Origin of the sequence: Georgfuchsia toluolica, from assembly GCF_907163265.1 — a bacterium.
In the GTDB taxonomy this organism is placed as follows: Bacteria; Pseudomonadota; Gammaproteobacteria; order Burkholderiales; family Rhodocyclaceae; genus Georgfuchsia; species Georgfuchsia toluolica.
On the sequence record NZ_CAJQUM010000001.1, the window covers coordinates 466,323 to 483,732 of the forward strand.

Below are 17,410 nucleotides of genomic sequence, written 5' to 3' on the forward strand. Positions count from 1 at the left end.
TTTGCCGTAAGGAGATTGCATGCGACATTACGAAATCGTTTTTATCGTGCACCCCGACCAGTCGGAGCAGGTTCCGGCGATGATCGAGCGCTACAAGACGCTGGTGACCGCCCGCAATGGCGTCATTCACCGCCTTGAAGACTGGGGCCGACGCCAGATGGCCTATCCGATCCAGAAGTCGCACAAGGCCCACTATGTGCTGATGAATATCGAGGCAAACCAGGAAACCATGGGCGAACTCGAGCACGCCTTCAAGTTCAACGATGCGGTGCTGCGTCACCTTGTCATCAAGATGGACAAGGCCGTTGTCACGCCTTCGCCAATGATGAAGGAAGAGAAGTCGCGCTCGTTGACGCCGCAGGGAGATGCTCCGGCGCCGGTGGAGGCAACGGAAACCACGGAGGTTGCTACTGGCTGAAGACAAGCTCGCGCACGCCGGCAATGAAGTCCTGCTCGCAGGACGCTTGCTGGAACGCGGAGCGATGCGGTACACGCCAGCTGGTATTCCTGTCATCGAGTTTCGCCTGGCCCATGCTTCGGAACAGATCGAAGCCGGGCAGTCGAGACAGGTGGAATGTGAAATGCCCTGCATGGCGCTGGGTCAGATGGCCCAATTGATGGCAGACAGCAAACCCGGGGACGGGCTGACCACAAAGGGATTTCTTGCCGCCCGCAGCCGCAACAGCCGAACGCTCGTATTGCACGTAACTCAAATCGAATTTTTGGAAGGAAATGAAAATGGCTTTCAAACCTAAGGGCAAGGCAGGCGCCGCCAACAAGCGCAAGGATGACAAGGGCCGCGGGGTCTGTTCAAACGTCGCAAGTTTTGCCGATTCAGCGCGGAGAAGATCGAATACATCGATTACAAGGACATCGATATTCTCAAGGACTTCATCAGCGAAAACGGCAAGATCATGCCGGCGCGCATCACCGGCACCAAGACCGGCTATCAGCGCCAATTGTCCACGGCCATCAAGCGTGCCCGCTATCTGGCGCTGATGCCCTACACCGACCTGCACCAGTAAGCCGGAGACACAACATGCAAATCATTCTGATGGATAAAGTCGTGAATCTCGGCGGCCTCGGCGACGTGGTCAGGGTCAGGGACGGTTACGCCCGCAACTACCTCATCCCGCAAGGCAAGGCCAAGCGTGCCACCGAAGAGAACAAAAAGTTCTTCGAAGCTAAACGTGTGGAGCTGGAAAAGGTGCAGGGAGAGCGGCTGGCAGAGGCGCAGAGTCTGGCGCAGAAAATCGAGGGCCTGATGCTCCAGATCACGCGCAAGGCCGGCGTTGATGGCCGCCTGTTCGGTTCGGTCGGCAATGCCGATATCGCCGAAGTGCTCAAGACGCTGGGCTTCGAAGTCGAGAAGTCGGCGATCCGCATGCCCCAGGGTCCGTTCAAGGCGGTCGGCGACAACCCAGTCGAAATCGTACTGCATTCCGATGTGGTCGCGACGGTGACCGTGTCCATTCTCGGTGAACACGATTAGGATTTGAGCCGGAGGCCGTGAGGCCGATGCCAAAAAGGCCACGCAATGCGTGGCCTTTTGTTTGTATAGTCCGAAGAGGGCGGATAGACTTACCCCCGTTTGGATTTTAGGGATTTGATTGCTGAATTCTCAAATTGAGCCGACATGGACAGCAATAGCATTTTTTCCAAAACTGCAAAAGGCTTGCGCGAGATATCTGGCGGGTCGAGCGATCTGACACGCCCATTGCGTGCCATTCTCAAGGAGGTTGACGGTAAGCGAATATTCTCAAGTTTGCAGCAGAAACTGCGGAAATATTCGGAGGCAGAGTTCAAACAGATGCTGGAAAAGTTGGAGGCGGAGGGATACATTCGCGACACCACGCAAGTGATCCATGCCGAGCTTCAGTCTTCGTACCGTTTCCCCGCGAAGCAGGAAGTGCGGGACAGTTCCGGCGATCTTGATTTTACGGCCATGGCAGCCAAGCAGGCAGTTGAAGCCGAGGTACGGCATGAAGCGTATCGCAAAGCGGAAGCGAAGACCATACCCGAAGCCGAACTTGATTTCACGCCCAATGTAGCCAAGCAGACAACAGAAACCAAGATACGTCGGGAAGCCGAGGAGAAAGCCCGCCGGGAAGCGGAAGAACGTGCGCGCCAGGAGGCAGAAGCCAAGGCACGGCGAGAGGCTGAGGAAAAGCTGAGACGCGAGGCGGAAGAGAAGGCCCGACGTGAAGCCGAGGAGCGTGCGCAAAAAGAGGCCGAGGAAAGGGCGCGCCGCGAAGCCGAGGAGAAAGCCCGCCGGGAAGCGGAAGAACGTGCGCGCCAGGAGGCAGAAGCCAAGGCACGGCGAGAGGCTGAGGAAAAGCTGAGACGCGAGGCGGAAGAGAAGGCCCGACGTGAAGCCGAGGAGCGTGCGCAAAAAGAGGCCGAGGAAAGGGCGCGCCGCGAAGCCGAGGAGAAAGCCCGCCGGGAAGCGGAAGAACGTGCGCGCCAGGAGGCAGAAGCCAAGGCACGGCGAGAGGCTGAGGAAAAGCTGAGACGCGAGGCGGAAGAGAAGGCCCGACGTGAAGCCGAGGAGCGTGCGCAAAAAGAGGCCGAGGAAAGGGCGCGCCGGGAAGCCGAGGAGAAAGCCCGCCGGGAAGCGGAAGAACGTGCGCGCCAGGAGGCAGAAGCCAAGGCGCGGCGAGAGGCTGAGGAAAAGCTGAGACGCGAGGCGGAAGAGAAGGCCCGACGTGAAGCCGAGGAGCGTGCGCGAAAAGAGGCCGAGGAAAGGGCGCGCCGGGAAGCCGAGGAGAAAGCCCGCCGGGAAGCGGAAGAACGTGCGCGCCAGGAGGCAGAAGCCAAGGCACGGCGAGAGGCTGAGGAAAAGCTGAGACGCGAGGAGGAAGAGAAGGCCCGACGTGAAGCCGAGGAGCGTGCGCAAAAAGAGTCCGAGGAAAGGGCACGCCGCGAAGCCGAGGAGAAAGCCCGCCGGGAAGCGGAAGAACGTACGCGCCAGGAGGCAGAAGCCAAGGCGCGGCGAGAGGCTGAGGAAAAGCTGAGACGCGAGGCGGAAGAGAAGGCCCGACGTGAAGCCGAGGAGCGTGCGCGAAAAGAGGCCGAGGAAAGGGCGCGCCGGGAAGCCGAGGAGAAAGCCCGCCGGGAAGCAGAAGAACGCGCACGCCACGAAGCAGGGGAGAAGGCGCGGCTGGAAGAAGAGGCCAGGATCAGGAAAGAAGCCGAAGCCGAAGCCGAAGCCGAAGCCGAAGCCGAAGCCGAAGCCGAAGCCGAAGCCGAAGCCGAACTGCTTCTGGAAGCCAAGCAAAATGCCAAACGGGAAGCGCGCAAACAAACTGAACGTGAGGCGGAAGAAAAAGCTGAGAGGGCAGCCAGGCGCGCGGCCAGTCGTGTGCAGGTCAACTGGGGCAAACTAATCACGCTGGGGTCTTTGTCATTGGCCGCGATCATCCTTGGTACGATTCATTTCGTTCCGTTCAACGGACGCATTCCCGGGTTGGAAAAGATCGCTGGCGAGCAGTTTCAACAGTCCGTGAAAATAGATAGTCTGCATCTTTTTCTGTTTCCCCAGCCGCATTGGCGCCTGGATGGCGTTAGCGTCGGCAGCGAAGGCCAGATCAAGGTACCGCAGGTGAAAGCAGTGATCGACCTGAGCGGGATTTTCGGCAAGGACATAACTTACAAGTCCATCGAGTTCGAGTCGCCACGGTTGAAAGAACAGGCGGCAGGCTGGCTGTTGTTCAACAGGCCGCCGGGGCAGACAGTCAAAATTGCCCATTTCCGATTCAACAATGCCACGTTCGAATCGGAAAATATCGATCTGCCGCGTTTCAATGCCAAGGCCGATATCGGCGCTGATGGCAATTGGCAAAAGACCGTACTGGAGTTTTCCAACAGGGACATCTATGTCGAGTTGCATCCAGGTGCCGATAGCGTGCAGTTCGAGATCAATGCCATCAGATTTTTGCCGCCCTTTGGTGGCTCACTTCAGCTGGACGACTTCAGCGCCAAGGGAATGTTCAGCCGAGGGGATATGACGATCACGGAATTCGAAGGCAGAAATTCCGGCGGCTCTTTCAGAGGTAGCGCAAATCTCAAATGGACCAGGGGCTGGAGTATCGGCGGCAGTGTTAGCGCGAAGCAGATCGATTCCAAAATACTGGCGCCGGCTTTGCTGGCCGGCGGCAGGGTTGATGGCAAGGCTACCTATGCCATGAAGGCTAAAGATGCGAAAAGCCTGTTTGCCGCGCCCCACTTCGAAGGCAGCTTCGCGGTAAGTCAAGGTGAATTGCTTGGCGTTGACCTGATGCATCTGCTACAGAATGCTGCCAATACCGGCAAGACCGGTTTCCGCAAATTGAGCGGCAGTTTCGTGCTTAATGGCGGCGTTACGCAACTTAGGCAGTTGCGTCTGGATGCGGGAATTATTTCAGCCAGCGGCAGCGCTGAACTGAATACGAACGATGTGGTTCGAGGCCGTTTTGCCGCTACCTACCGCTTCGACAATCAGCAGACTCAGGCCAACTTTAGCCTGTCGGGTACAGTCAGCGCGCCGCAATTCAGCCGTTGAGGCCAATTTCTGAAGCTCAGGCGATCCCGTCTGCGTGCGCCAAGGGGAACAAAACCGGCTCAGGAGAGTCTGCAGGGCTGCTAAGTAATGTATAATCAAAATCTTAACGCGTTTGGCCGCATCGTGTCAGACGCGCATCCAAGAGGTATTCAACATGCACGCAACCCCAATCCTGCAATACCTGCGCAAGCACGGTCAGCGCCTCGACTCGGAGATTGCTGCAGCAACTGGGATTTCACTTCAAAACGTGCGTACTTCCCTGTCGGATCTCTCTGCTCGTGGGGAGATATCCAGGTGCAGAGTCACCCGGTTCAACGACGACAAGCCCATTGAAGGTGTGCTTTGCCGGATTGCCGGATCAATTCCACCCAAGACCCCCGGCCGCAAGCCTGGAGCGAAAAGCTAGACAAAGCCAGAGCAGGGCAGGGCGCCATGATTAATGCATGGGTTGTGCGGAAAGTGTTGCCCTGTCAAAGCCCGGATAAGGTTTCTTGATTACCGCCCGTTAGAACAGGCCGCAATCGGAAAACGATATGGCTTCATCCCAGGATACCGTCAGCATGGCGCTGTTCTGCGACTTTGAGAACGTCGCACTCGGCGTGCGCGATGCCAATTACGAGAAGTTCGACATCAAGCCGATACTCGAGCGCCTGCTGCTCAAGGGCAGCATCGTCGTCAAGAAGGCTTACTGCGACTGGGATCGTTACAAAAGCTTCAAGGCCACGATGCATGAAGCCAACTTCGAACTGATCGAAATTCCGCACGTGCGCCAGTCGGGCAAGAACTCGGCCGACATCCGCCTCGTCGTTGACGCGCTAGATCTTTGTTATACAAAACTGCACGTTAATACTTTTGTCATCATCAGCGGCGACTCGGATTTCTCGCCCCTGGTTTCCAAGTTGCGCGAGAATGCCAAACAGGTGATTGGCGTCGGCGTCAAACAATCGACCTCAGACCTGCTGATCGCCAATTGCGACGAATTTATTTTTTACGATGATCTGGTGCGCGAGAGCCAGCGCGCGGCGGTCAAACGCGGGACGCAGGAAGCCAGCCCCGCGGCCAGGCACCCGCCTGATGAGGAAAAGCGCCAAGAGGAACTGGAGGCGCGCAAGAGCAAGGCCATTGACATGGCGGTGGAAACCTTCGATGCGTTGGTATCCGAACGCGGAGACGGTGGCAAGATTTGGGCATCCATGCTGAAAAATGCCATCAAGCGCCGCAAGCCCGATTTCAGCGAGTCTTACTACGGCTTCCGCGCCTTTGGCAATTTGCTTGAAGAGGCTCAGGCACGCGGCCTGCTCGAACTGGGTCGTGACGAGAAATCGGGCGCTTATGTTTGTCGCGGCGGCGCTGATACCGTCGCAAGTCCGGCAATGAAAGCAGTCCCGGAAGACCCAGTTGTCAAGGCGGTTCAGAAGTCTGCCGCGCGCAGCCGCCGGCAGCGTAAACCTGTTGGGGTGCCGGACACGGTTTGAGCAGATTCCGCCACGGTTGCAGGCTGGCGTAAAGTCCAACTGTCAGTGTAAAATCACAAGTTGTCCAAATCGCCGGCGCAGTTTCACCGGGCCATGTGCATGATTCATATGTAAGTAGGAGAGAAGAGTGAAGATTCTGGTTCCAGTAAAGCGAGTGATTGATTACAACGTCAAGGTGCGAGTCAAGAGCGATGGCAGCGGCGTTGAACTTGACAATGTCAAGATGAGCATGAATCCCTTCGATGAAATCGCCATCGAAGAGGCGTTGCGTTTGAAAGAGGCCGGCGTAGCCACCGAGGTTATTGTTGTCTCCTGTGGTGTCACCGCCTGTCAGGAGACGATTCGTGCCGGTCTGGCCTTGGGGGCCGAGCGCGGCATTCTGGTCGAAACCACCACCGAATTACAGCCCTTGGCGGTCGCCAAGTTGCTCAAGGCGGTTGCCGAAAAGGAACAGGTGCAACTCGTGATTTGCGGCAAGCAGGCGATCGACGACGATGCCAACCAAACCGGTCAGATGCTGGCCGCATTATTGGGCTGGCCGCAGGCGACCTTTGCCTCGAAGGTGGTTATCGCCGACGGCAAGGCCAGCGTGACGCGCGAAGTCGACGGTGGTCTGGAAACCGATGAATTTACGCTGCCGGCCGTGATTACCGCCGACCTGCGCTTGAACGAGCCGCGCTATGCGACGCTGCCCAACATCATGAAGGCGAAGAAGAAGCCCCTCGACATCATGAAACCCGAGGCGCTAGGCGTTGATGTGACGCCACGACTGAAGACATTGAAGGTCGTCGAACCGCCCAAGCGCAAGGCAGGCATCATGGTGCCGGATGTCGCGGCGCTGGTCGATAAACTCAAGAATGAAGCAAAGGTGATCTGATATGTCCGTACTCGTTATCGCTGAACACGACAACGCCTCCCTCAAGGGTGCTACCCTCAATGCCGTGACGGCCGCCGTCCAACTGGGCGGCGACGTGCATGTGCTGGTCACCGGCAACAATGCCGCCACCGTTGCCCAATCGGCGGCGCAGGTTGCGGGTGTCGCCAAGGTACTGCTGGCCGAAGCGCCGCATCTCGCCGATGGTCTGGCGGAAAACCTGGCCGAGCAGATTCTTGCCATCGCCAAGAACTACACCCACATCCTTGCCCCAGCCACCGCTTGCGGCAAGAATGTAATGCCGCGCGTCGCTGCCAAGCTGGACGTGGCCCAGATCTCTGAAATCTCCAAGATCGATAGCACCGATACTTTCGAGCGCCCGACCTATGCCGGCAATGCCATCGCCACTGTGCAGAGCGCAGATCCGATCAAGGTCATCACCGTGCGCACCACTGGCTTCGATGCCGCTGCTGCCACGGGCGGTAGTGCTGCGGTCGAGTCGATTGCCGCCGTTGGCGATTCCGGCAAGAGCCGTTTCCTCTCGCGCGACCTGACCAAGTTGGATCGCCCTGAACTCGGCGCCGCCAAGGTCATTGTTTCCGGCGGACGTGGCGTCGGCAGTGGTGAGAACTACCACAAGCTGCTGGAGCCCCTGGCCGACAAACTGGGCGCCGCATTGGGCGCCAGCCGCGCCGCCGTGGATGCGGGCTTTGTCCCGAACGACTATCAGGTGGGACAGACCGGCAAGATCGTTGCACCGACGCTCTATATTGCAGTGGGCATTTCCGGCGCGATTCAGCATCTGGCTGGCATGAAGGACTCCAAGGTCATCGTCGCGATCAACAAGGACCCCGAAGCGCCGATTTTCCAGGTCGCGGATTACGGCCTCGTCGGCGACATGAACGTAGCGGTGCCGGAACTGACCGCCGCAATCTGATCCATGCCCCTTCGCGGCGAGACAGCCTTGCCGCGATGGGATAGCAGCAACATGCTCAACGCCATTTATCTGACACAGGAAGGCAGGGCTGCTCGCGCCGAGTTGAGACAACTCGACGAGTCGGAACTGCCTGATGGCGACGTCGATGTGCGCGTCGATTATTCGACGATCAATTTCAAGGATGCTCTTGCCATAACCGGCCGCGCTGCGATCGTGCGCAATTGGCCGATGGTGCCGGGTATCGATCTCGCCGGCGTTGTCGAGACGAGCCGCGATCCGGCGTGGAAAGCGGGTGACCGCGTTGTGGTTACCGGCTGGGGAATGGGCGAGCAGCATTGGGGCGGGCTGGCGCAAAAGGCCCGGCTCGCTTCAGGCTGGCTGCTGGCCTTGCCGGAAGGTATTTCGACGCGTGATGCGATGGTCATCGCCACCGCCGGATTCACGGCGGCGCTCAGCGTCATGACCCTGCAAAAGCATGGCATCAAACCGGGCGATGGAGAAGTGCTGGTCACCGGTGCTGCAGGTGGTGTGGGCTCCATCGCGGTCGCGCTGCTGGCCGGCCTGGGTTATGAAGTGACCGCTTCGACGGGCCGCCCGCAGGAGGCCGGCTACCTCAATTTCCTCGGCGCGACGAAAATCGTCGATCGGGCCGAGCTATCCTCGCCAGGCAAGCCGCTGCAAAACGAACGCTGGGCTGGGGTGATCGATACGGTAGGCAGCCATACCCTGGCCAATGCCTGCGCGCAAACTCGATGGAACGGTGCGGTGGCCGCCTGCGGCCTGGCCCAGGGCGCGGATTTCCCAGCGACCGTGATGCCCTTCATCCTGCGCGGCGTGACGCTCTATGGCATCAACAGCATCTTCGTTCCCAACGATGTGCGCGCCAAGGCGTGGGCGCTGATCGCACAGCATGTCGACCGTGACAAGCTGGAACGAATGACGATCGAAATCGGCCTCTCGCAAGTGATCGCGTACGCGCCCTCTGTGCTGGACGGCAAGGTACGCGGCCGTACCGTGGTCGACGTCAATCGCTGATGTAAAAAGGGTTGCTTCACGCAACCCTTTTTTGTTTGGTGCTGTTGGCCGGAATCGAACTGGCGACCTACTGATTACGAATCAGTTGCTCTACCAACTGAGCTACAACAGCAAGGCGGCGAATTATAGCCGCCGACGGTTTTCGAGGCAATCTGGAACGACCGGGAAATGCTCCAAGTGAGGCCCGGCTGCCGCTTGTCTGGAGAAATCTGCCGTTTGTCATGGTGTGCTATGTTCTTTGCAGGAATTTTGTTATCAATCAAACGATCGCAAAGGAAACTGTTCAAACCGCATCCGGCTTGCGGACGCGTTATCGGGGAAACTGACATGCAAAAAGAAAAAGGCTTCTCGCTGCTCGAATTGATGGTAGTCGTTGCCATCATTGGCATCCTGGCTGCGATCGCGATACCTAGTTACAACAATTACATAACCAAGTCGCGCCGCGCCGCCGCGGCAAGCTTTGTCATGACGCTGTCCAATCTGGAGGCTCAAGTACTGTTGGACTTGCGGAGTTATGTATCGGTAGCGAACAACGCGGCCTTTCCTAATACGCCGACCGACGCAACAAATCCTGGATTGAACGTCGCGGTGCCTGGTGACGTTTCTTCCTACTACAACGTGAGCATCGTTGCGACGAATCCCGCCGCTGCGGCACCAACCTTCGTGGTGACAGCCGCCCCTGTGGGTGGACAGGCGGCGGCGGACACGCAATGCGGGAGCATCAGCATCGATCAGACAGGCACAAAAGCGATAACGGGTACCGGGACAGTTTCTGGTTGCTGGTGAGTCATCATGAGAACTCGCGGCACTAGATCAAGGTCAAGGGTATGCGCGACTGCGGCAAGCATACGGGGGTTTACCCTGATTGAGCTCATGATAGCCATTGCTGTCTTGGGCATCGCGTTGGGCATTGCACTTCCTTCATATCGAGACTTTGTTGCCGCGAGCAGGGTGAGGACAGCCACGTTCGACCTGATGGCGATGTTGACTTTGACGCGGAGCGAAGCCATCAAGCGGAACAACGCTGTTGCTCTCGAACTCGGTGCAGGGGGATGGTCGGTCGCAGCGCCTAATATTGCCAGCGGGACGGTCATTCTTCGGCGCGAAGCTTTCAACGGCGTAACGCTGGCATGCAAAACTGGGCCGGGTTGTCCGGCAGCGGGAGTGCAGTGGCCGACGGGTGGGGTTATTTACACCGGAAACGGACGACTGGCCATAACGCCGTCGCCGACAATTGATCTCGGTGGTACTGAGACGGGTATCAAGCGCTGCATCAGCATCGACTTGAGTGGCCAGCCGAGAAGTGCGGCGACGGTGTGCCCATGAAGATAGAAATTTGCCATCAACAGGGGGTCAGCATGATTGAGATGCTGGTCACCATGGTGATTCTCATGATCGGACTGCTGGGAGTGGCTGGGCTGATGGCCCAAAGCCAACGCGCAGAAATGGAATCCTATCAGCGTGTTCAGGCGAATGTCATTGTCAGGGATATGGTTTCGCGTATGAATGCGAATCGCAAGGTCGCCTCCTGCTATGTGACTACAGGCATGACACCCGCTTACCTCGGCACTGGAGCGGGTACGGTCGCAGCATCCGCGTGCACCACTGTGGGAACCGCTCAAGAACGGGCGATGGCCGTGCAGGACATGAACGCGTGGAGCAACCTGCTGGCTGGTGCAGGGGAATCGGCTGGCGGAACCAATACCGGAGCCATGATCGGTGGGCGAGGCTGTGTCAGTTTCGATGCCGCAACCAATACATACATGGTCAGCGTTGCCTGGCAGGGCGTCGGGTTGACAACCACGCCGCCGGCAAGCTTGCCATGCGCTGCCAATCTTTACAGCAATGAAGCGCAACGGCGAGTAGTAAGCCTCACCATTGAAATGGCGACCCTTCTATGACGGCCATGCAGCCATCCGTCGCCGGCCTGGCGCCTAGCTCCCGACTTTCTCAGGCAGGGATGTCGTTAGTCGAAGTCTTGATCGCCATGACAATCGGTTTGATCCTCATGACGGGAATTTCCATCCTGATAGTGAGGCAGAATGCTGCGCGTGTCGAACTCGCCAAATCAAGCCGGCAGATCGAGAACGGCCGCTACGCCATGCAACTATTGCACGACGATATTCAGCTTGCCGGGTTTTGGGGGGAATATTCGCCGCCATTTCGAATAACCACACCTCCCAATGCAACGACGTATGTCGTCGATGGTTCAGCGAGCCCACCACTTGGAACCTGCGCCTCTCCAAGCGCAACGGCGCCGACAAATCTGGGTTGGGCTGCGGCTTCGATGCCGACCTTGCCCGTGGCGATTTTGGGTTACGCGGGAGCCACAACCAATGCCAGCCTTGCTGCCTCGGCGCCATGTATTCCGACTGCGGACCGCAAGCCCGACACCGCGGTTCTGGTCGTGCGCCGGGTGGCAACATCGACCGTGGCAGCCGCAACTGCGGTAACTGGTACCGCCTATCTGCAGGTGTCGCAGTGCGCGACTGATTCAGCGGAAACTCCCTTTGTGATGGCAGTGAAGCCGGCAGGAAGCGACCCATTCACGCTGACCAAGAAAGACTGTGCCACCAAAGCCGACTTGCGTCCCTATGTCGTGCGAATCTACTTCGTCAGCAACTGCAACAACTACGCCAGCGGTCAAACCACCTGTACGGCGACGGCTGACAATGGCAAGCCTATTCCGACACTCAAGATGGTCGAGTTCATTAACGGTACGCAGTCGGTCGTTCCTCTGGTGGAAGGGATCGAGGATATGCAGGTGGATTACGGGATCGGGCAAATCGTGAATGCCGGGCCCACATACACCCATACTACGGCCCCCGTGAGCTATACCAACACGCCATCGGTGACGCAGTGGGAGGATGTGGTTGCGGTGCGCCTCAATATTCTTGCGCGCAACACCGAATCCACTACGGGATATGCGGACACCAAAGCCTACACACTGGGCGGGGCGGGTGTCATCAATCCGTGCGCTAACGATCCCTTTACCGGCGCTGCCAACACGGCTGCGCAGATTGCCAGCTGCCAGAGTTATCCCCGCCATGTCTATTCCGAACTGACCCGTGTCGAGAATGTCAGCGCACGGAGGGAGCAGCCATGAATCAGGGCATTCGCCAGAAAGGTTTTGTTCTCGTGATGGCGCTGATCATGCTGGTCATCCTTACCTTGTTGGTGATTTCCGCGATACGGGTGAGCAACTCGAACCTCCGCGTAGCCGGAAATATGCAGTCCGGACAGGAGGCGGTCTCCGCCGCACAGCAAGCTACCGAACAGGCAATTAGCACCAATTTCACCGTAGCCCCCGCCGCACAGACCGTCAACGTGGATATCAACAAGGACGGCACAACCGACTATGCGGTCACCGTCCCGGCTCCGACGTGTATCAGCACCAAGCCTTTGCAAAATTCAGACCTCGACCCGGTGAACACGGCTGACCAACCCTGTATCAGCAGCAGCACGTCAGCCAATACGGGCCTGATGACGACGGGTGCGCCCGCCGCGACTGGCCAGGCCTGGTGCAACCAGCAGAAATGGGAAGTTCGAGCCCAGGTGAATGACGTCGTGACTGGTGCGGCGGTGACGACGCGCCAGGGGGTTTCGATGCGTACCGTGATTGGAACGGCTTGCCCCTGATTGGCGGATTGGCGGCGCGCACTGCGTTGCCCGATCAGAAGCACTTGGAGATTGACATGAACGCGATGCGACTTTTTCTCAGGTTCTGGGCTTTACTCGTCCTGGTGAGCTTGTCCTGGCAGGCAGCGGCCGATGACACGGATATTTACGGCGGCAATTCCACGGCGGGCGCGGCCCCGAATTTGCTGATCGTGATCGACAGCGCGGCGAATTTTTCGGCAAATGCTGCAAACTGTACCTACGCGGATGGAAGCGCGCCGACGCTGAATGGAACGGCGGGCGGCATCGAGCAGTGCGCGCTGGTCGATACCATCAATGCGCTTCCCGATGCGGGCACGGTCAATATCGGCCTGATGTCCTACAACGCCAACAATATCGGCAGCGGCGCCGCAGCGGGGGTCGCCGCCACCTGCTCGGGTGGCGCCAGCGCGTCGGGCAACAATGGTAACGGAGGTTGCCTGCTCATGCCGTTTACCCTGATGGATGCGGCGGGGAAAGCCAGATTCGTCAGCTTTATAAAGTCGTGGCAAAGCAGTGGCACAACGAATGCGACGAATTTCGTCATCAAGACCAATGCTGAAGCCACCGGGGCGGCTGTGCAGGAGGCCTGGGCATACTACGACGGCAAGGTCGGCATCTCCGGCACGAATTACGCCACAGACATTATTGGAGGAGGATGCCAGAAGAACTTCATGATCTTCATTGGCAATGCGTTCAATAGCTCGGGGACGCCCGGTGATGGATCAGGCGCCGCTGACCCCTCGAATTCGACCACGGGCCTGAATTCGGCCCAAGCCGGCGCGACGACCGCACAGAAAATCAAGCTGAGTAATACCGTATATTTCGATACCGCCACCTGCGGCGTGTCGAGCATTGCGGCAAGCACGAGCTCCAGCGACTGGTCATCGAACTGGGCGGACGAGTGGACGCGCCTGATGTATCAGAAGGACGCATCCTCGGATCGCGATGGCGTTCAGCACATCATTACCTATGCGATTGGCGTCATCGATCAGGCTTCCTGCAAACCACTTTATTCGGCGCTGCTGAAGAACATGGCCGAATACGGAGGCGGCAAGTACTTTCAATCCAGTGGAAACGCTAACGACATCAAGAATGCCATCCTGAAGATTCTCAACGAAGTGCAGGCCGTCAATAGCGTCTTCGCCTCATCGAGCCTGCCGGTAAGCGTGAATGCCCAGGGCACGTATCTGAACCAGATCTATATGGGCATGTTCCGCCCAGACCCAGAGGCGAACCCGCGCTGGCTGGGCAATCTCAAACAGTATTCTTTTATCGTGAATGCGGACGGTTCGCTTGCGCTTGGCGATGCGCTCGGTTTGGGTGCGCTGTCTTCAAGCGGAACCGGATTCCTGTCTCCCAACGCCACCAGCTTCTGGACCTGCTCGAATGCCTCGAACGCGTATCTGAGCAGTTTGACCGCAGCCGAAAGGGCCTTGCTGGCGTGTCCGAGCGACAATGACCCGAGTGGCGGGTTCTGGCAAAACTTCCCCGCCTTTGCACAAAGTGCCGGCGTCTTTTACGACCTGCCGGACGGCGAATATGTCGAGAAGGGGGGCGCAGCGCAGCAGATTCGATTGCACAATCTCACCGCCGACTACACGGCCACCGCGGGGACCTCGACCAATCCCCGCAAGCTGTACACCTACTGTGCCGCTGGATCGAGTTGCATCGCGGACTTGGCCAATAATGCGAATGTATTTTCGCCGTCCAATCCGGACATGACGGATTCCATGTTCGGATCCTTCACCCGCTACAAAGTGTCTTCAATTGTCCGCACCGGAACCACAGCCGTCGTGACAACGGCCGGCAATCATGGCTTCACTACGGGCAATTTGATCTCCATCAGCGGCGCTGATGACAGTGCATACAACGTAACTCAGACTCCGAGCGCCGTCACGGCCAATACATTCACCATCACGGGACTGCCTGACTATCCGACCACACCGTCGGCGGCCGCCTATATCGTTGGCTTGCACAACACAAGTACGGCCTACAACGTTAGCTCCATCACGCGACCGGGGGGCAGCACGGCAACGAACTCGGAAACAGCGACGGCAACCACCAGCAGCGTACATCCCTTCGTCGCAGGCAATGGCGTCACCATCTCGAACGCGTCGCCACCCTATGGCGGCCTGGTCGTTATCAACGCATCCCCCGCGCCCACGGCAACGAGCTTCACCTATCCGGTAACTCTGACGCCGTCCGTCACGTCGGCAAATACCTATACCGTTTTCAGGCCTTCGACCGGGTTGGCCATTACCTCGATTGCGAAAGGAAGTGGCAAGAGTACCGTTACCACAGCGAACAACCATGGGCTTGCGGGCGGGCAGACGGTGACCATAAGCGGTACCGGAAATGCATTGTATGACAAGACATTTACGGTCGTCGCTACTCCGGCACCAGGAGCGACGACATTCCAGATTAATATCGGCAGCGCAAACGGATCAGGTTTCAGTTCGGCGGGGGCCATCGTGACGGGGCAAAGCCAAACGCTGACGATCGCGCCGGGCAACATTTCTCGCGCCAGCAACGCGGCCACAACGATGGCGACCGCGACCGGCATCACGGCGAGCATCTTTTACAACGGCGCCCAGGTTCAGATTGCCAAGTCTGCCGGCACTAATACCAATGAGTCCGCTTATGAAGGCACCTTCACGATCGCTTGCAGCGGCACATGCGCCAGTTTTACCTTTTCGGTGCCGGTAAGCCCTGCGCTGTCGGCCACGAGGATAGACAGTACCCAGCCGATTACCGCGGCATTCGGCGGCAGTCCCGACACCATTGCGGCGGGAGCGATCACTCGCAGCGGCGCCACGGCCACGATGACCGGACTCACCGCCAACAAGTTCGCCAGCGGAAATCTGGTCGATATTTCAACGGTGGGCAGCTACCCGAATGAAGCAGCTTACGCCGGGACATGGACCATTGCCTGCTCCGGCACCTGTACCACGGCGACCTTCGGGCCGGTGACCTTGACGCCCACGAGCCCGGCCTTGGGCGCCAGTATTTTGGCCTATAGCGGCGCCGCACCCAATCCCACCCCGCTCATCAACTGGGTGCGCGGGCAGGATAATTTCGGCGATGAAACCGGACCGGGAGGCGACGTCACCATGCGGCCTTCCGTGCATGGCGATGTCCTGCATTCGCGCCCGATGGTGTTGAATTATGGCGATACCAAGGGAGTGGTGGTGTTCTATGGGGACAATGGAGGCGTCTTTCACGCCGTCAACGGGAACAAGCACAACTTCGCCGGTACGCCAGCCTCGTGGGGAACTCCGGGCGGTGAAATATGGGGCTTCGTCCCACCTGAAGTATTCTCGAAATTGAGTCGCCAGCGCATTAATGACCCTGACCTTTTGCTGCCAACGACACCTGTGGGCATCACGCCGGCTCCGCAGAAGAAGGATTATTTCATCGACGGTGCAACCGGGGTATATCAACTCACCGACAGCGCCGGAGTGGTCCAGAAGGCGGTGCTGTACCTGACGATGCGGCGGGGCGGCAGCCTGATTTACGCGCTCGATGTCACCGATCCGGCTCAGCCGCAGGTCCTCTGGAGGGTGGATAGTTCGTCGTTGGGGATGGCGGAACTGGGGCAGACCTGGTCTTTGCCAAAAGTGGCCCGGGTCAAGGGGAGGGCCAGCCCGGTACTGATCTTCGGCGCCGGCTACGATACGAACGAAGACAGCGAGCCGCCGTCTGTGGCTGACACGATGGGACGCGGTATCTTTATACTCGATGCCTTGACGGGCAGCCTGGTGTGGAGCGCCACCTATGGTGCCTCGGCGGGCTGTACCTCTGGCGTCGACCCGGTCACAACGACCACCGGCAGCGTAGCGTGCACGAATCCAAAACTGCTCTATGCGATGCCGTCCGATGTCACCCTCATAGACAAGAACAGCGATGGCTATATCGATCGCCTTTATGTGGGCGACCTTGGCGGCAATCTCTGGCGCGTCGATCTTGAACCCTCATTGATTTCATCGCTGGCCGATACGTGGCAGATAAATCGTATCGCTTCCCTGGGATGCTACAGCTCGGATTGCCCTCTGCCGACCAGCACCACGCCGCGAAAGATCTTCTTCCCGCCAGAGGTGATCAGCGCCTCCGGTTATGATGCCGTCTTTGTGGTGACCGGCGACCGCGAGCATCCCCTGGTTGGTTCCACTTCTACACAGCGCAACAACCGCGTGTTCATGCTTCAGGACCAGCATACTGGCAGCGATGTTCTCGCGAGCCCGGCACAGGCGCTGATTCGACCCAATCAACTGACCGACCAGACCGATTGTTCCTCGACGACGGTGAAGGCGCCGTGTACCACGACGACGACATGGGTTGCTTATGCCGGGCAGAGTCCGGGCTATTCGATTACGCTCGCGCCGGGTGAGAAGGGGGTGAATGCACCGCTGGTGGTGGCCGGGTCCGTGTATTTCGGCACCAACCAGCCCACTCCGGTCGATCCTTCAAAGTGCACTTCCAATCTGGGCGAGGCCCGTGGCTATCGCCTCAATCCCTTTACGGCGCAGTATGGCTACACGGTATTTGATGGTGGGGGGCTTCCGCCTTCGCCGGTTGCCGGTGTTGTGCAGATAGAGAGGACGATTGTCGGCGCCGATGGCACTACAACGACCGTAATGGAAAATGTGCCATTTGCGATCGGTACTGGACAGGGCCAAGTGACGCCGGGTGGAGAAAAAATGGGGAATCCGGAGGCTCCGCCTTGTGCTGGAGCGGATTGCAAATCTGCCGAAGGAGGGGCAAAGCCCCCGATTGATGTCTCGACCAGCAGGACGCGCACTTATTGGTATGTAGAAGGCAAATAACGGACAGGCGGAAGTTGCGATCAGGAAGTTGCGATCATCTTGGCAAGGACGGGATTCGCTGATATT

16 protein-coding genes and 1 tRNA gene are annotated in these 17,410 nt (G+C 58.5%); 16 read left to right on the top strand and 1 reads right to left on the bottom strand.

Going from position 1 to position 17,410, the window contains the following annotated elements:
* Positions 1 to 19: 19 nt before the first annotated feature.
* The 10 genes from rpsF to acuI all read left to right on the top strand — a co-directional run bounded on the left by rpsF (position 20) and on the right by acuI (position 8,861).
* Positions 20 to 418 carry a 30S ribosomal protein S6 gene (rpsF, locus tag K5E80_RS02195; protein ID WP_220634617.1) on the top strand — a complete coding sequence of 133 codons (399 nt, stop codon included), beginning with the start codon at positions 20 to 22 and terminating at the stop codon, positions 416 to 418.
* A 64-nt stretch (positions 419 to 482) separates the two neighbouring features.
* On the top strand, positions 483 to 755 hold the full coding sequence (gene priB / locus K5E80_RS02200) for a primosomal replication protein N (protein ID WP_246591036.1): 273 nt from the start codon (positions 483 to 485) through the stop codon (positions 753 to 755).
* A 51-nt stretch (positions 756 to 806) separates the two neighbouring features.
* Positions 807 to 1,025 carry a 30S ribosomal protein S18 gene (rpsR, locus tag K5E80_RS02205; RefSeq protein ID WP_220637200.1) on the top strand — a complete coding sequence of 73 codons (219 nt, stop codon included), beginning with the start codon at positions 807 to 809 and terminating at the stop codon, positions 1,023 to 1,025.
* A gap of 14 nt (positions 1,026 to 1,039) precedes the next feature.
* Entirely contained in the window at positions 1,040 to 1,492 is a 453-nt protein-coding gene (gene rplI, locus K5E80_RS02210) for a 50S ribosomal protein L9 (RefSeq protein WP_220634619.1), read from the top strand.
* 144 nt (positions 1,493 to 1,636) lie between these two features.
* The gene (locus K5E80_RS02215; protein WP_220634620.1) at positions 1,637 to 4,540 is read left to right on the top strand and encodes an AsmA family protein; all 2,904 of its coding nucleotides are present in this window, start codon (positions 1,637 to 1,639) and stop codon (positions 4,538 to 4,540) included.
* A gap of 154 nt (positions 4,541 to 4,694) precedes the next feature.
* Positions 4,695 to 4,946, top strand: a complete 252-nt coding sequence (locus K5E80_RS02220; protein ID WP_220634621.1) for a FaeA/PapI family transcriptional regulator — start codon at positions 4,695 to 4,697, stop codon at positions 4,944 to 4,946.
* A 127-nt stretch (positions 4,947 to 5,073) separates the two neighbouring features.
* Positions 5,074 to 6,015: an NYN domain-containing protein gene (locus K5E80_RS02225; protein WP_220634622.1), complete on the top strand. Its 942-nt coding sequence runs from the start codon at positions 5,074 to 5,076 to the stop codon at positions 6,013 to 6,015.
* Between the two features lie 127 nt (positions 6,016 to 6,142).
* Entirely contained in the window at positions 6,143 to 6,892 is a 750-nt protein-coding gene (locus K5E80_RS02230) for an electron transfer flavoprotein subunit beta/FixA family protein (RefSeq protein WP_220634623.1), read from the top strand.
* 1 nt (position 6,893) lies between these two features.
* A complete protein-coding gene (locus K5E80_RS02235; protein ID WP_220634624.1) occupies positions 6,894 to 7,826 on the top strand; it encodes an electron transfer flavoprotein subunit alpha/FixB family protein in 933 nt (310 codons plus the stop codon).
* A 51-nt stretch (positions 7,827 to 7,877) separates the two neighbouring features.
* Complete coding sequence (gene acuI, locus K5E80_RS02240; RefSeq protein ID WP_220634625.1) at positions 7,878 to 8,861, top strand: acrylyl-CoA reductase (NADPH); 984 nt, start codon at positions 7,878 to 7,880, stop codon at positions 8,859 to 8,861.
* Positions 8,862 to 8,897: 36 nt separating this feature from the next.
* Here acuI and K5E80_RS02245 read toward each other — a convergent pair.
* A tRNA-Thr gene (locus K5E80_RS02245) sits at positions 8,898 to 8,973 on the bottom strand.
* A 215-nt stretch (positions 8,974 to 9,188) separates the two neighbouring features.
* Between K5E80_RS02245 and K5E80_RS02250 the strand changes: the two genes are divergently transcribed.
* From K5E80_RS02250 to K5E80_RS02275, 6 genes are read left to right on the top strand one after another with little or no spacing between them, the layout of a single operon-like run.
* Positions 9,189 to 9,647, top strand: a complete 459-nt coding sequence (locus K5E80_RS02250) for a type IV pilin protein (RefSeq protein WP_220634626.1) — start codon at positions 9,189 to 9,191, stop codon at positions 9,645 to 9,647.
* A gap of 6 nt (positions 9,648 to 9,653) precedes the next feature.
* Positions 9,654 to 10,187, top strand: a complete 534-nt coding sequence (locus K5E80_RS02255) for a GspH/FimT family pseudopilin (RefSeq protein WP_281420165.1) — start codon at positions 9,654 to 9,656, stop codon at positions 10,185 to 10,187.
* Positions 10,184 to 10,762: a type IV pilus modification protein PilV gene (gene pilV / locus K5E80_RS02260; RefSeq protein WP_220634627.1), complete on the top strand. Its 579-nt coding sequence runs from the start codon at positions 10,184 to 10,186 to the stop codon at positions 10,760 to 10,762. The genes K5E80_RS02255 and pilV overlap by 4 nt, the downstream gene beginning before the upstream one ends.
* 5 nt (positions 10,763 to 10,767) lie before the next feature.
* Complete coding sequence (locus K5E80_RS02265) at positions 10,768 to 11,967, top strand: PilW family protein (protein WP_281420333.1); 1,200 nt, start codon at positions 10,768 to 10,770, stop codon at positions 11,965 to 11,967.
* Positions 11,964 to 12,500: a pilus assembly PilX family protein gene (locus K5E80_RS02270; RefSeq protein WP_220634629.1), complete on the top strand. Its 537-nt coding sequence runs from the start codon at positions 11,964 to 11,966 to the stop codon at positions 12,498 to 12,500. The genes K5E80_RS02265 and K5E80_RS02270 overlap by 4 nt, the downstream gene beginning before the upstream one ends.
* Positions 12,501 to 12,556: 56 nt before the next feature.
* Entirely contained in the window at positions 12,557 to 17,344 is a 4,788-nt protein-coding gene (locus tag K5E80_RS02275; protein ID WP_220634630.1) for a pilus assembly protein, read from the top strand.
* Positions 17,345 to 17,410: the final 66 nt, after the last annotated feature.

Excerpts from the sequence above, each read along its gene's own strand:
- rpsF (WP_220634617.1), top strand. The coding sequence starts at position 20 with ATGCGACATTACGAAATCGTTTTTATCGTGCACCCCGACCAGTCGGAG.
- priB (WP_246591036.1), top strand. The coding sequence starts at position 483 with ATGCGGTACACGCCAGCTGGTATTCCTGTCATCGAGTTTCGCCTGGCC.
- rplI (WP_220634619.1), top strand. The coding sequence starts at position 1,040 with ATGCAAATCATTCTGATGGATAAAGTCGTGAATCTCGGCGGCCTCGGC.
- K5E80_RS02215 (WP_220634620.1), top strand. The coding sequence starts at position 1,637 with ATGGACAGCAATAGCATTTTTTCCAAAACTGCAAAAGGCTTGCGCGAG.
- K5E80_RS02220 (WP_220634621.1), top strand. The coding sequence starts at position 4,695 with ATGCACGCAACCCCAATCCTGCAATACCTGCGCAAGCACGGTCAGCGC.
- K5E80_RS02225 (WP_220634622.1), top strand. The coding sequence starts at position 5,074 with ATGGCTTCATCCCAGGATACCGTCAGCATGGCGCTGTTCTGCGACTTT.
- K5E80_RS02235 (WP_220634624.1), top strand. The coding sequence starts at position 6,894 with ATGTCCGTACTCGTTATCGCTGAACACGACAACGCCTCCCTCAAGGGT.
- acuI (WP_220634625.1), top strand. The coding sequence starts at position 7,878 with ATGCTCAACGCCATTTATCTGACACAGGAAGGCAGGGCTGCTCGCGCC.
- K5E80_RS02250 (WP_220634626.1), top strand. The coding sequence starts at position 9,189 with ATGCAAAAAGAAAAAGGCTTCTCGCTGCTCGAATTGATGGTAGTCGTT.
- K5E80_RS02255 (WP_281420165.1), top strand. The coding sequence starts at position 9,654 with ATGAGAACTCGCGGCACTAGATCAAGGTCAAGGGTATGCGCGACTGCG.
- pilV (WP_220634627.1), top strand. The coding sequence starts at position 10,184 with ATGAAGATAGAAATTTGCCATCAACAGGGGGTCAGCATGATTGAGATG.
- K5E80_RS02265 (WP_281420333.1), top strand. The coding sequence starts at position 10,768 with ATGCAGCCATCCGTCGCCGGCCTGGCGCCTAGCTCCCGACTTTCTCAG.
- K5E80_RS02270 (WP_220634629.1), top strand. The coding sequence starts at position 11,964 with ATGAATCAGGGCATTCGCCAGAAAGGTTTTGTTCTCGTGATGGCGCTG.
- K5E80_RS02275 (WP_220634630.1), top strand. The coding sequence starts at position 12,557 with ATGAACGCGATGCGACTTTTTCTCAGGTTCTGGGCTTTACTCGTCCTG.